Source organism: Methylobacterium sp. J-059, from assembly GCF_022829485.1.
In the GTDB taxonomy this organism is placed as follows: domain Bacteria; phylum Pseudomonadota; class Alphaproteobacteria; order Rhizobiales; family Beijerinckiaceae; genus Methylobacterium.
In genome coordinates this window covers 1-12619 of sequence record NZ_JAKSYA010000044.1, presented here as the reverse complement: position 1 = coordinate 12619, position 12619 = coordinate 1, and the positions used below count along the sequence as shown (strand labels likewise).

Below are 12619 nucleotides of genomic sequence, written 5' to 3'. Positions count from 1 at the left end.
ATGGTGCGCCACGTTTGCGCCCGCACCGGGCTGACCCGCAACCAGGCCTACATGCTGTGTTCGCTCGCCGGGAACCTGCGCATCACCCAGACGGTCGACGGCAACAAGGGCGTCCACATGCTCATGCCCAAGACCGCCCTGACGACCAAGGCCTGAACGGAGCCATCACCGCGCGACCCGCGCGGGCGACCGTCACGGTGCGGGTCGTCCGCGCAGGTCGTCCGCGCAGGTCTTGCGTGGAGATCTTCCGCGCAGGTTGATCGCCGATCACAGGCCGGGTCCGCTCGCGACCGATCGGGGTCGAGAACCTCGAAACGCGGGGACCGTGCCGCGTCGGCCGGATCGCGCCGACGGTGGGAGGCGGGCGTTCTCCGGAGGTTCCCGTGTGCGGTCGCGAGGTAGATGCGGGTCCGACGTCCCGCGCTCGCGATCTCCGCGGCTACCGGCTGCCGGCTGCCGGCTGCGCCGCGAGCTGCCGGTCGAGGTCGCAGCGCCGGGCGCCCGACACCCGACATCCGACGTGAGCATCCCACCGTTCGCCGTCCTTCTCGAAGGTGAAGAGGGGGAGCTGTGGAAGTCGAGGTGCGATTGGTCGCAGAGATCTGCTACACCGCCGGAACTCCTGTGGCCTGCGCGCCTTCAGACAGGACACGAGCGAGGGCACCATGAGTGACGACACAGCGACCAAGACGGAGGCCCCCGGCGCCCAGCCGCCCGGTCATCCGCTCGATCCCTCAAAGGCACCGCCGCCCCTGGCTGAGAGCGCGGGACCAACCTCGCCCGGGTTGCCCGATCCAAAGCCAGACCGCACGCCTGAGAGCGGCGGTTACGACGGCAAGCCGCCGTCCACTAGCTCGAGCAACTCGAAGGGCGGCTATGGGGCAGGTTGAGGCACGGAGCAGGTTCGCGACTCAAAGTCGTGAACCTGGCAGGTGAGGCGAGATCCGCGTCAGTTGCGTTCCTGAGAATTGGAGCACGGGAACGCAGCCCATGGTAGAGTCTAAGGCGCGAGCAGCCGTGTTGGTCGTAGAGGACGAGCCAGTCCAGCTCATGGCGATGGTCGCGGCACTGGGTGATGCCGGCTTCGAGGTGGCCGAGGCAACAGGCGTAGATGCTGCGGTTGCTCATCTCGACGCTCGACCCGAGATTGTCGCGATGATTGCGGACGTGGATCTGGCCGGCGAGCCGTTGACCGGGTTCACGTTAGCGAAAGCGGTCGCGGCACGATGGCCGGAGGTCGCGATCCTCATCGTATCCGGGTTGGCGTCGCCGACCGAGGATCAGCTGCCGATGGCTGCACAGTTTATGCGCAAGCCGTTCTCAGACGAAATGTTGGTCAAAGCCACGCGACGGATCATATCGGCGCGCGGCATGGAGCTTTGAAGGTCGCCTCGTCGGTTCGCCGATCGAGGCGACATCGAGCTACGCTGCTCAGGCGGCTGCGCGACCTGGCCGGCCCAAACCGATATTTTTTGCGAGAGCAGACCGGGCCTCCGAGTACGAGGCGGCCGTCGTCGGATAATCGTCCGGCAGTCCGAACTTCGCCCGGTAGCCGCGCGGGTCGAGCCCATGCTTCGTGAGGTGTCGCTTCAACGTCTTGTATGATTTTCCGTCGATGAAGCTGACGAGCCCGTCGGGCCGGATCGACTTGCGGATCTGTGCCGCGGTGGGCTTCTCAACTTCTTCGTCCGGGGTGCTGACACTACCAGCCGCTGTCACGCTCGCGATGCCGTTGAGGGTCGCATGAACGGTGCGGATCAAAGCGGGAAGTTCAGTTGCCGGCACGCGGTTGTTGGACACGTAAGCCGCTACCAGTTCGCCCGCCATTGCGAGCATGTCAGGGTTTAACCCCAGGTTTTCTTGCGTCACTTCGATTATCCTGTATGTACGCTACTGGCGTGAGATCTACCGATCTCTCGTCCAAATCAAGGCATGACTCGCACAAGATCGTGCGATCCTGCCGTGACCTGTACGCATGATCGACGGATAAGGTTTCCAGGAGAAGGCAGCCCGGCGCCCCATCGGGGCGGTCCCAGCTGCTTTCACCACGCTTCGCGGCAGTGCGGCGTCACTCAAGGTGCAGCCGTGGAGAAAGACTTCATCCGGAAAATGGGGTCAGCCGGGGCCGATGCGCATGATAATGAGCCCCGGCCGCGTCTGCGGTCCGGGGCTCATTATCATGCGCAAGCCTGCGGCTGCTGTTCAGTACCCGTAGCCGTAGTACCCGCCGCACGAGCCTGGGCCATACCCATAGGCGCCGTACCCGTACGTGCCACCGTAACCGCAGTTTCCGTAGTAGCCGCCTAAGCCGTAGCCGACGCCCAGGCCAAGACCGACGCCCTCCAGACCGTAGCCAAGTCCCCGACCATATCCGCCGCGACCGTAGCCACCGGCGAAGCCGCGGCCGGCAAACCCACGTCCGACAAAACCGCCGCGGGGTGTGCCTATACCGCCGCGAAAGCCGCCGCCGCCGCCGCCGAAGCCGCCACGGAAACCACCGCCACCGCCGTGGAAGCCGCCACCGCCACCGCCACCGCCGAAGCCGCGGGCATCAGCGGTCACCGGCGTGAAAGCCAAGGCTGCAATCAGAGCCGTTGACGCAAAAGCAATTTTCTTCATTCCGTGAACTCCATAGCCGACCCATCAGAATCGGCCTCTTATAAAGGAGCAACTACTAGACCTTGCGATAGTTCTCGCGACAGCGTGTCCTACGACACACGAAAATGTATCGGAGTGTTTCTTAGGGCTTCGCTTGGCTTTGGCGTTCAAAGCTTGGTCTTAGAGCCTGATGGTGTCGCGGTTGGCTCCACCGTCGGGTGCGCGATCCGTAATCGGGTTGGGATGGCACCCAAATGAGGAGATGCATAACGCTCAAGCGACGGGAGTTCCTTTGGCACGACATAGTCCCCCCGCCGATGCGCTCAGCTCGGATATGACAGTGAGTTCGACCGGAATTTCGTAAAGCGGAGGTGCGTTTCCTATGCGTATGCCTTGACGATCTACCTCATCGGGTGGAGCGGTAGATCCTCTTGATGGAAGGGATCGTCGTGGACGAAAAACTCGAAGCTCAACCCTATAACTTCATCGAACTCGCCGCCGACCTCGTCGCGGCTTACGTGTCGAACAACAACGTGCCGGTGTCGGAGTTGCACAATGTGATCGCCAGCGTGCATGCGGCTTTGTCCGGTCTCAGCAATGGGGCGGCTGCTGAACCTGCCGGCCCCGAGAAGCCGACCGCGGCACAGATCCGTAAGTCGATCACGCCGGACGCGCTGATCTCCTTCCTCGACGGCAAGCCCTACAAGACGCTGAAGCGTCACCTGACCGTGGCCGGCCTGACGTTGGAGCAGTACCGTGCACGCTACGGTCTGCCGTCAGACTATCCGTCGACCGCCGCAAGCTATTCCGCTCAGCGGTCCGAGCTGGCGCGCTCGCTTGGCCTTGGCCAGCAGAGGCGTAAAGCAGCTCCCAAGGCTGCCGCGGCCGACGAGATAGTCTCCGAGGCGCCCAAGACCCGTGGTCGGAAGCCCAAGGCCGCAGGGGCGTCCGGGGCGGCTCCGAAGGCACGCGGGCATAGGAAGGCCGCCGAGACGGCCTGAGGCCGCTCAGCGCCCCGTTCCGGCACACCGCGGAATCCGTCGCGGTGATGTGCTTCTAACCGAGTGCTGCCATCCTACACCCGGGCCACGTTGCGTATCAGCCTCGCTGGTGAGATCCGGGGTTCCCCCGTCCCGTGAACCGATCGGGGCGGGGCTGAACCGTCTGCTCCCGTGTGAAGGCTCGAAGTCTTCAACAGCATTGTCTTGCAAGGCAGCCCTCCCGTGCGCGCAGGCAACTGAGCGAAGCGTTGCACGTTGGGAATGGCGCTGTGTGGCGCTTGAGGCATCCCATGTTGTTGATCGCGTCCCTTGTCGCCGGCACCTTCGTGCTCGCGAGTTCCTTCTCCCTGATCGCCGTCCTGACGGACTGAAGACACACTTGCGCCGCTCGGGATCAGGCGGCCGGGCAGAGTCGGCTCACACCTCAACTGCCCTGCAAGCTTTCCGCAAAATCGTCCGGCACCTCGCCGAACTGGCCAAGGATCGTCGCGCTCTCCAGCTCGCCGGTCTCATCGTCGGCGACGATCTTCAGTGCCGCGATATCGGACATCGCCTCGGCCTTCTTTACCGCGCCGTTCTCTGTCGGCGCCACCTCGCGGTCGGCGGGCACCAGGCGCTTCCGCTCGATGATGAAGGCCTGCCCCACGAACGTCGTCTTCGCGCCGGTGGTGCGTCCACTCAGCCTTGTCTCGGCGGTCGATTGTCGAGCACGTCCCTAAACGGCTTCGAGAGAACGTGCCGGCCCGTTCCATCGTAGACCTCAACCGTCCAAGTCGACCAATCGCGTCGCGTGCTGCCAAGCATCACGTCCAGGACGACGCGCTCGGCATGCGCGCGCATCAGCGCCCAGGTCGGCAGCCGCTTGCCCAGCCGATCGGCGATGAGGTCGTGCCCGTCCGTGCAGTGGAAGCGGTAAAGCGGTGTCGGCATTGGCCTTCTACCCCGCCCTCCACAGCATCCCACCGCTCCGTGCCCGGCTGTGATCGCCATGGTTGAACCGTCGATCCGCTTGCTGCCTGTTCCTTGTATGTTCTTGGACAACTCGGAGCACCGATGCGCCCCCAACCCTACGAACCGCCGGTGGAGATCCGTTCTACCGAGGCCGAGGCGATCGCATGGGCCTACCGGCTGGTCGCATGCGGCGACGGCTGGGCCGCGCTGGTCCGGGCGATCGAGGACGCGCTGTCCGACCTTGCGGAGGCCGAGCGCCGGACCGAGCAACGCGACCGGCTGATCTCGTACGGCTACGTCCGAGCTGGCGTGGCCGCGGCGCCGGCGAGCGACGCCGCGTGAGCCCCTACGCGGTCGACGAGCTGATCCTCGGCAGCACGGATGCCGTCCGCGTGCCGGTGATCGGGCAGGCCTTGTGTGCAGGTTTCCCGTCGCCCGCCGACGACTTCCTCGAAGGCGCGCTCGAGCTGCCGCGCTGGCTCGTGCCGAACCCGCCGGCCACCTTCCTGATGCAGATCCGCGGCGAGAGCATGCGCGGCGCCGGCATCCACGACCGAGACCTCGCCTGCATCGACCGCAGCCTCCGGGCCGAGGACGGCAGCGTCGTCGTCGCGGTGGTCGACGGGCAGCTCTCGTGCAAGCGCTACCGGATGGCCGGCAATCGGGCCCGCCTCGACTTCGACAACCCGGAGATGCCGGCGTTTGCCGTCGACGAGTACGGCGAGGTCGAGATCTGGGGCGTGCTGCGCTTCTCGATCCGCTGGCACCTCGCCCGCGGGCGACTGTCGTGAGTGGTCCGGCGCCGCGGCTGCGCGACCGGATCGGCGGAGGGCGCGCCATCGCGCTCATCGACGGCAACAGCTTCTACTGCTCGTGCGAGCGCGTGTTCGACCCGAAGCTCGCTGGCGTTCCGGTGATCGTGCTGTCGAACAACGACGGATGCGCCATCGCACGGACCGCCGAGGCCAAGGCGCTCGGCATCCGCATGGGCGAGCCCTGGTTCAAGATCCGGGAGATGTGTCGGGTGAAGGGCGTGCGGGTATTCTCGTCGAACTACACCCTCTATGGCGACATGAGCGCCCGGGCGAACGCGGTCTACCGCGACTTCTCCTCCATGGTGGAAATCTACTCGATCGACGAGAGCTTCCTCGACCTCTCGGACGTGCGGGCCGATCGCCGCGTCGCGCTGGCCCGCGACCTGCGCGCCACGGTGCGCGCCTGGACCGGCATCCCGACCTGCGTCGGCATCGGCCCGACCAAGACGCTGGCCAAGCTCGCCAACCACATCGCCAAGCGCATCGCGCCGCTCGACGGCGTCTGCGACCTCACCGACCCAGCCGAGTACGACCACTGGCTCTGCCGCATCTCGGCCGGCGAGGTCTGGGGCATCGGCCGCGCCTCGCTCGCCAAGCTCGAAGCCATGGGCGTCGACAGCGTAGCCGATCTCGCCGACCTCGACCCCCGCCCGGTGCGCAAGGCGCTGACGGTGGTGGGCGAGCGCATCATCCACGAGCTGCGCGGCCTGTCCTGCCTGCCGCTCGGCGCGCTGCCGGCCCAGCGCAAGGGCTGCGCGGTGACCCGCTCGTTCTCGACCCGGATCGAGGACCGCGCCACGCTGGAGCAGGCGGTCTCGGCGCACGCGACGCGGCTCGGCGAGAAGCTCCGGCGCGAAGGGCTCGGCACGAATCACGTCTCGGTGTTCTACCATACGAGCGAGCACGACCGGGGCGCACCGATGCGCTCGGTCTCGACCACGGTGACGTTGCCGGAGGCCACGAACGACACGCTGGCGCTCATCAAAGCCGCCCGCCTCGGCGTGGCGAGGACTTGGCGCGAGCCCGGCGACCGGCCGTGGCGGTTCAGCAAGGCCGGGATCGTGACCACCGACCTGATGCGGCTCGACGCCAGCCCACGCGCTCTGATCGGGCAGCTCGACCGCGCGCGCTCCGGCCCCCTGATGGCGGCGATCGACGCCTGCAACGCTCGCTTCGGCCGCGGCAGCGTCGTCCCCGCCCGCGCCGGCCTCGTGGAGAGGCGGACGTGGAGCACGAAGTTCGAGATGCCCACGCCGCGCTACACGACGCAGGTCGGCGAGCTGCCAATCGCGGTGGCCGGCTGATGGAGCGCCTGTGCGACCTCCGCGGGCGCCGGCTCGTGGTCGAGTGCCCGCCGTGCAAGCGGCGCGGCACCTACGACTTGGCTCGCCTCCGGCAGCGGTTCGGCGAGCACGCCGACCTCTACGACGTGTATCTCCGCCTGACCCAGACGTGCGGTCATCAGCAGGCGGTCGGCACCCGGCAGCCGAACCAGTATGGCCGGACGTGCCGCGCCGCGATCGGCGTCGAGGGCGGGGACGGGCGCACGGGCTTGCCGTCGCGCACCTGAGCAACGCCCTATGCCGAAGTGTGCAACCTCGACCGCCTCGCGGTTGGCAGCTACGATCTCGTCCTCGACGGCGTGATCGTCGGCAATGTGGTCCGGGGGGTCTCGGCCGATGGCGGTCATCGTGCCTGGCACGTGGAGCTGCTCGACGACCCGCCGCCTGATCGCCGCCCGAGCCCAATTCGTGAGATCGAGCACACCTCTCCTACGCTTGATGCCGCGACGGCATAGCTCGGCGGCGCGGTGGTCTCAGGTTCTCTTGAGGCAGCGTAGCGCACGAAGGGGAGGATCGGGCTGAGCCTCGGCATCGTCCTCTCGGCGGTCTTGCGCAACGCCGGGGTGCAGCGCGATCCAACTTCCAAAGGATGAGACCCCTTTGCCTCGTTCTTCCCCGGCTAGGCCCCGCTGGGCCCGGCCGAGGCGGGATCATCACGTCGCAGCCACAGCGTTGCTAGGCAAGGTCAACGACGATATCGCCCAGTTCGTCCTTGAGGCAGGCGTGGACGCGACGCAGCCATAGCTGGGCTTCAGCTTCGCCGGCTCTGGCCTCCTCGGCTTGCTTCTCCGCGAGCTTGGCTCGGGCTTCCGACAGACGGGCGAGTTCGTCGGCCTTGTCGGCTCGCAGTGTCGCAGCCTTGGCTGCCGCCTCCGCAGCTTGCGCACGCCGCTCGGCATCCTCGGTCTGCTTCACGCTCCGCCGGATGATCGACTGGGAGCGAAGCGAGACTTCCTGAGCAAAATCGCGTGCCCGGCGTACACGCGCTCCGACATCTCGGATTAGGTCGAGCGCGGCGGGCCAATCGACGACTGTCGGCTCGGCAAACGCCTCCTGCGAACCCGGCATGCTGGGCTCGGCGAAAAGGGGCACGACCTTCTTGCCCGACGTCACGTCGGCAGCCCATTTCGTGCTGCTGCGCGCAGCATCGCTGGGTTCGGCCTCGTCTCCGTCCTGGCGCGCATCGACGGTCCGGCGCTGAGCGTTGATCGACATCAGGCGGTCCGCTTCGCAGCCGCTTCGACACTGAACTCGTTCGCGATCGTGTCGTAGACCCGCGACAGCCACTCTTCCGCGATGCGCGCGCGCTCCTCCGCCGCCTTCACACGCTCGTCGGCGGCATTGAGCAACACGTCGGCGCGGCTCTGGATGTCGGCGGTTCGCGCTTCGGCGGCGCGAACCCGTTCAGCGGCCAGCTTGAGATCCTCGCGGGCGCGTTCCAGCAGCTCCTGGACCCGCTGCTCTTGTTCCTGCGCCTGGGCCTCGACCTCGCGCGCATGGGTCGCCGCATGCCGAACGCGGTCGATCAGCAGCGACCAGTCCTGCGGCGACGACCGGCGCGTCGGCGGCTGGCCGCCGCCGATGTCATCGAGGGGGCCGACCAGCCGCAACACCTTCGAGAGCTGAGCGTCGGACCCCGGTTCGCCGACCGGGACGTCCAGCGGCGAGAGGCTTTCCCATGAGAACTTCTTCGCCGGGTCCATTGGACTATCTCACTATTTGCTTAGGCTCGGACCACGCCAGCCTGCTCAGTTAACAGATCGTTCGCAATGGTTAACAGAAGCTTAACGCAGTGGCTATCGCTGATGTCGCGGGCGTTCGCGCCGTCGGCGTTGTCAACTTAGTCGAAGGCGACCGCCATCCACTGCAGCAAAGCGTTCTCGACGGCTCGCTCCAGCCGGCCTGCGTGAAGTCGCTATGCTTAGGATGGCTTGGTACTGAGCGCCCCTTGAAGGCATTCACAGAACCGAAACATAGAGGCAGAAGCCTTCGCCTCGCTGTGTCGGGTTTGCCACAAAGCGGGCTTAAGTGGATCGGTCCGTTTCGAGGGCCGCCGCCGGCGCCCGTGGCATCCGCTTGCGGGCGTCCGTTCCGCCGGCCGCCCCGGTGACCTCGACGGGGGCTCTGCGTCGCTTGGGACGGCTGACAGCCGGCGCCTGCTTACCATCAACGGCAGCTCCCTTGTGGCCGAGATCGTCATCGCGCGACGTGGGCGCCGCCGCCGCAGATGTCGGCGCGATCGCCCACTGTACATCGGAAAGCATTCAACGTTCCTTATAGGAAAAAAACGAACAACCCATCCATGAGAGGACGCAATCTCATCCGAAAATTTCTGCGCGTATTCGACTAGACGTCGAAACTGGACGCTTGAACGAGCTTGAATCAAAAAACAACGCTCGATGTCGATCCGAATGTTCCCGCCGCATTTGGGATTCGCCTTTAATAGATTTGCGTGATATAAATCTACTTATGCCTATAATAGGCATTTAATGCGTATAGGATCGTCTTCGCGATGGCATGGTCATCTTTTCGGAACGTGCTGGCCTCGCCGTCGACTGGCTCGTCGCTGAAGGATGCGCCGGTCGATGAGGTATCGAGACAGCCCAAGCCTGACATCGCCCTGCCCAAAGCGAACCTCGATGCGTTCGATAGCGCAATGAAACGGACGAGCGCGGCGCGCGCAGAGAAGCCGTTGTCTCTCGACTCGATCGGCCAGCGCGATGAGGTCGTAAGGCAGCGCATCAATGCGATGATGGATCGCCTGGAGGACTTGAGGACATTGGAGGAAGATTTCTCCTCCATTCTCGAGCCGATCATCAGTATTAGCGATGAACTGCCTCGCGCAAGCATGCGCATCGCCGAACTCGAGACGTCGCTTGCGCAGGAATTCCAATCGAGCCGAACGATCAGGCTCGAAGTCGCGGAGCTTCTCACCCGATCGGCAGGTCTGGCGACCGAGCTCTCCGATGCCCTCGCGCGAGCCGATCGATCTGAGAACCAGTTGCGCGCCGCGGACGCTACGATCGCCGACCAGCGTGTCGAGATCCGCGACAAAGCGCTCTCCATCGAAAACATGGAGCGGCAACTCTTCGCTGAAGCCGAACAGGTGAAGGCTTTGAGCGGCGAGAACAAAGCCCTGCGGCTGGAAGCACAGGCCGCCGACAGCGCGCTCGCACGATCGGAGCATGAGCTGCTCGGCGCCCGCGAGAGCCTTGGTGTCCTCGATGCGGACAACCGCCGCATGACGACGCTCAACGAGGAGCAGGCCGTTCAGCTCTCGGAACTGGAGAGCCGCCATCGAAGCTTGGAGGCTCTGGCTGACGTGGAGCGCCATCGCTTGCGGGCGGCCGAGAGCCAGCTCGCGAGCGAGGTCGCCGCGCGAGAAAGGAACGAGGCTCAACACGAGACGGACCTCAGCTTCTTGCGGACCGAGCGCTCCGGATTGGCCATGAAGCTCGAAGCCGCGACCAATCGAGCGGAATCGAACGAGCAGCTGCTCGGCCAGGCACGCAACCAACTCCGTGAGAAGGATGAGGCGCACAGGATCGCGGATCGCAATTTCAAAGAGGCTAGCATCGCGCGTACCACTGCGGAGAGGCGCTTGGACTCCCTTCAGACCGATCTGGCGCGTCAGACCGAACGGTTCCTCGACATGCAGCGGTTGCGCGGTGAGCTCGAATCGCGCTGCGACATGCTCGGCAAGGCGCTGGCGGCCCGAGAGGCGGCGGTCGAGCAAGCTGGCATTCGCAACGCTGCCCTCGTCGAGCGCATCGAGCAGATGACCCATCGTCAGGAAGCGGCGCGCGCCGAGTTCGAGTTGGCAAACCGGCGGTTGACGGAGGACTTGCAGAACGAGCGCTCGGAGCGCGCTCTGGTCCAAGGCGCCTTGGACATCGCCCGGGAAACGCGTGTATCGCTTCAGAAGCAGTACGAAGTCCTCAAACGCTCGGGCCGAGGATGGCGGGCCGGGGAAGAGGATGCGTCTCCGGTTGGTGCCGAGCCAACGTCGGAGCCCGTCAGCAACGTCCGGCCGTTCAACCCAGCCGTTCAAAATTAACGATCAAATATTCATTGCGGAACAAGGTTTAGGATGAGCGATCCCGCCTCCAAAGACATGCCGTTCTCTACGGGGCAGTCGATGATGCTTCGTGCATGGCAATCGAACGCGACGAAGCCTGGAGAAAAGGTCGTCAGCTTCCTCCCGTCATCGGAAGGTGGGTCTGGAGCGATGTCGGCAAACCCGGAGAATGCAGGAGGGCCGCCCCTGAGGGAGTGGTCGGCCGCCGTCGATCTCATCGAAGAGGCGAGCGAAGCGATCCGCATCGGTGAGCAGCGAGCTGCGGAATTGGAAGCCCAGCTTACGCATGTCACCACCCAGGCATCGGAGGAGATGCGCCGTCTGAATCAGCAGATTTCGCTCACGGAGCAGAAGCTTTCTCGTGCCGAGGAGCGCGCGCGTCTGGCCGAAAGCCGGGCCCACGAAGCTGAGGCGTGGCTCGTCCGGCTTCACGACGCGGCAATCACGGCTTTCGGATCGAGGGCCGCACAGAAAGCCGCGTCCCTCGATGGCGAACCCTCTGACTGAATCGGACTCGGTGCAGTGTTCAGGTCGGACCCGACGTCCTCGTTTACGGCTACTTCCGCCGATCATGCTCAGGTGGGCTCGTCGAGCCTTGCTACACCGTTGCATTTTGCCAAGGTCAACCCGGGTGTCGTCCTTGAACTGATTGCGCAGGCCGAGACAGAAATTACCAGTTTCGAGCTTTGGCGCAACAAGATCCATTCCGATGCGTGCCTGCTGCTCGCTCGCATCAAGCAGGAACGCCTGGACTACGCCACGCAAATCAGGAACCTGGACCATGAGGTCAGGGTTTTACAGGAGAAATCCACCGAGGCAGAGCGTGTCGCCTATATGGCGCTCGTTGAGCTGGACGGCGCACTCCGTCTCTGCGAGATGGCAAATGCAAGAATTCTAGAAGCTGAAGAAAGGGCAGAAGCTGCCGAGAGGCGCGCTGAAAGCGCCGAAGGTTGGCTCGAGAAGGTACAGGCCGCCATTACGTTCGAATTAATAGATCAGCCGCGCGAGCGCCATGGCGGCGAATGAACGCTTCATCAAATTAAGAGATTTATACAAAAGCTATCATTCGTCTCTATCTTGCCTGTGGTCATTTTGAAGGCCGACATCAGATAACGTGTTTTAAGGCTGGCTTCTCTGAAAATTCTGCCACGATAGTTTCCTGGACCCGCGCCAGCCACTCCTCGGAGATACGCGCACGCTCCTCGGCCGCCAGCAGTTTTTCGTCGGCAGCCTTTAGCAAGGCGTCGGCACGGCTCTGGATATCGGCAGAGCGTGCCTCGGCATCTCGGACACGCTCAGCGGCATCCCGGACATCCTGCCGGACACGGTCGAGCAATGCCTGAACGCGCAATTCCTGTTCCTGAGCCTGCGCTTCAATATCACGAGCATGCTGGGCCGCCTGACGAACCCGTTCGATTAGTTTTGACCAATCCTCAGGTGGCGAACGAGGGTCGGAGGTAATCTCCGTTCCAACGCTGTCGAAGTGACTGACAAGCGGTAGCACCTTCGTGATATGAGTGCCGACAGCATCCCCTTGATTAGACGCATCGAGAGCTGAGAGGTATCCGAAAGGGAATCTCTTCACCGGTTTCATGGAGCTCCTTGGCGCGACGCGTGCGCCATTTAGATAGGCCGCGATTATTAATGATAGTAAATTTAAACTATCTAGTGTCCGGTTTGCAAGTCACGGCGTCCTAGTGGTTGAGCCCTGACGGTTGAGTCCGTGTGGGGTTTCGGTTTGCGCCCCATCCTGCGAGTCTGGCGGGATGCGCAGTGGCATCTCTTTCACGCTCTCCACCTCGGATCGCCTTCGGCTCGAAGCACTCGTCGCGG

General features: G+C 64.4%; 17 protein-coding genes and 1 pseudogene. 11 read left to right on the top strand and 7 right to left on the bottom strand.

From position 1 onward, the window contains the following. Both MKK55_RS04635 and MKK55_RS04630 read left to right on the top strand, forming a co-directional pair. Positions 1–156, top strand: a pseudogene (locus MKK55_RS04635) (amidase); the annotation flags it as partial. Between the two features lie 834 nt (positions 157–990). After that, positions 991–1383, top strand: a complete 393-nt coding sequence (locus MKK55_RS04630; protein ID WP_147840939.1) for a response regulator — start codon at positions 991–993, stop codon at positions 1381–1383. A 48-nt stretch (positions 1384–1431) separates the two neighbouring features. Here the strand turns inward: MKK55_RS04630 and MKK55_RS04625 are convergent, their stop codons facing one another. Further along, positions 1432–1827, bottom strand: a complete 396-nt coding sequence (locus MKK55_RS04625) for a MucR family transcriptional regulator (protein WP_243933520.1) — start codon at positions 1825–1827, stop codon at positions 1432–1434. Positions 1828–2202: 375 nt separating this feature from the next. Continuing rightward, the gene (locus MKK55_RS04620; RefSeq protein ID WP_243933518.1) at positions 2203–2619 is read right to left on the bottom strand and encodes a hypothetical protein; all 417 of its coding nucleotides are present in this window, start codon (positions 2617–2619) and stop codon (positions 2203–2205) included. Positions 2620–3047: 428 nt separating this feature from the next. Here MKK55_RS04620 and MKK55_RS04615 point away from each other — a divergent pair, with 428 nt between their 5' ends. After that, positions 3048–3599, top strand: coding sequence for a MucR family transcriptional regulator (locus tag MKK55_RS04615; protein ID WP_409566016.1), 552 nt, complete (start codon positions 3048–3050; stop codon positions 3597–3599). Between the two features lie 424 nt (positions 3600–4023). Here MKK55_RS04615 and MKK55_RS04610 read toward each other — a convergent pair whose 3' ends face one another. Both MKK55_RS04610 and MKK55_RS04605 read right to left on the bottom strand, forming a co-directional pair. Then, entirely contained in the window at positions 4024–4245 is a 222-nt protein-coding gene (locus MKK55_RS04610; protein ID WP_243933513.1) for a hypothetical protein, read from the bottom strand. Positions 4246–4277: 32 nt separating this feature from the next. After that, entirely contained in the window at positions 4278–4529 is a 252-nt protein-coding gene (locus MKK55_RS04605) for a DUF6894 family protein (protein ID WP_147725128.1), read from the bottom strand. Between the two features lie 123 nt (positions 4530–4652). On the opposite strand from MKK55_RS04605, the gene MKK55_RS04600 reads away from it, so the two are divergent. The 5 genes from MKK55_RS04600 to MKK55_RS04580 are packed head-to-tail and all read left to right on the top strand — an operon-like array spanning position 4653 to position 7163. Further along, positions 4653–4892 carry a hypothetical protein gene (locus MKK55_RS04600; protein WP_243933511.1) on the top strand — a complete coding sequence of 80 codons (240 nt, stop codon included), beginning with the start codon at positions 4653–4655 and terminating at the stop codon, positions 4890–4892. Further along, on the top strand, positions 4889–5341 hold the full coding sequence (locus MKK55_RS04595; RefSeq protein ID WP_147725132.1) for a LexA family protein: 453 nt from the start codon (positions 4889–4891) through the stop codon (positions 5339–5341). The genes MKK55_RS04600 and MKK55_RS04595 overlap by 4 nt, the downstream gene beginning before the upstream one ends. Then, the gene (locus tag MKK55_RS04590) at positions 5338–6669 is read left to right on the top strand and encodes a Y-family DNA polymerase (protein WP_243933510.1); all 1332 of its coding nucleotides are present in this window, start codon (positions 5338–5340) and stop codon (positions 6667–6669) included. The genes MKK55_RS04595 and MKK55_RS04590 overlap by 4 nt, the downstream gene beginning before the upstream one ends. Further along, the gene (locus MKK55_RS04585) at positions 6669–6935 is read left to right on the top strand and encodes a hypothetical protein (protein ID WP_243933509.1); all 267 of its coding nucleotides are present in this window, start codon (positions 6669–6671) and stop codon (positions 6933–6935) included. The genes MKK55_RS04590 and MKK55_RS04585 overlap by 1 nt, the downstream gene beginning before the upstream one ends. A gap of 18 nt (positions 6936–6953) precedes the next feature. Further along, positions 6954–7163, top strand: a complete 210-nt coding sequence (locus MKK55_RS04580; RefSeq protein ID WP_243933508.1) for a hypothetical protein — start codon at positions 6954–6956, stop codon at positions 7161–7163. A gap of 220 nt (positions 7164–7383) precedes the next feature. On the opposite strand, the gene MKK55_RS04575 is transcribed toward MKK55_RS04580, so the two are convergent. Both MKK55_RS04575 and MKK55_RS04570 read right to left on the bottom strand, forming a co-directional pair. Next, positions 7384–7923, bottom strand: coding sequence for a hypothetical protein (locus MKK55_RS04575; RefSeq protein ID WP_243933507.1), 540 nt, complete (start codon positions 7921–7923; stop codon positions 7384–7386). Next, on the bottom strand, positions 7923–8411 hold the full coding sequence (locus MKK55_RS04570; RefSeq protein WP_243933506.1) for a hypothetical protein: 489 nt from the start codon (positions 8409–8411) through the stop codon (positions 7923–7925). The genes MKK55_RS04575 and MKK55_RS04570 overlap by 1 nt, the downstream gene beginning before the upstream one ends. Before the next feature lie 809 nt (positions 8412–9220). On the opposite strand from MKK55_RS04570, the gene MKK55_RS04565 reads away from it, so the two are divergent. From MKK55_RS04565 to MKK55_RS04555, 3 genes are all read left to right on the top strand, one after another. Beyond that, the gene (locus MKK55_RS04565; protein ID WP_243933505.1) at positions 9221–10765 is read left to right on the top strand and encodes a chromosome partitioning protein ParA; all 1545 of its coding nucleotides are present in this window, start codon (positions 9221–9223) and stop codon (positions 10763–10765) included. A 33-nt stretch (positions 10766–10798) separates the two neighbouring features. After that, positions 10799–11293 (top strand): tropomyosin, encoded by a 495-nt coding sequence (locus MKK55_RS04560; RefSeq protein ID WP_243933503.1) that lies wholly within the window; start codon positions 10799–10801, stop codon positions 11291–11293. A gap of 72 nt (positions 11294–11365) precedes the next feature. Further along, a complete protein-coding gene (locus tag MKK55_RS04555) occupies positions 11366–11812 on the top strand; it encodes a hypothetical protein (RefSeq protein ID WP_147725144.1) in 447 nt (148 codons plus the stop codon). Between the two features lie 79 nt (positions 11813–11891). On the opposite strand, the gene MKK55_RS04550 is transcribed toward MKK55_RS04555, so the two are convergent. Beyond that, the gene (locus tag MKK55_RS04550; protein ID WP_243933502.1) at positions 11892–12380 is read right to left on the bottom strand and encodes a hypothetical protein; all 489 of its coding nucleotides are present in this window, start codon (positions 12378–12380) and stop codon (positions 11892–11894) included. Positions 12381–12619 lie beyond the last annotated feature (239 nt).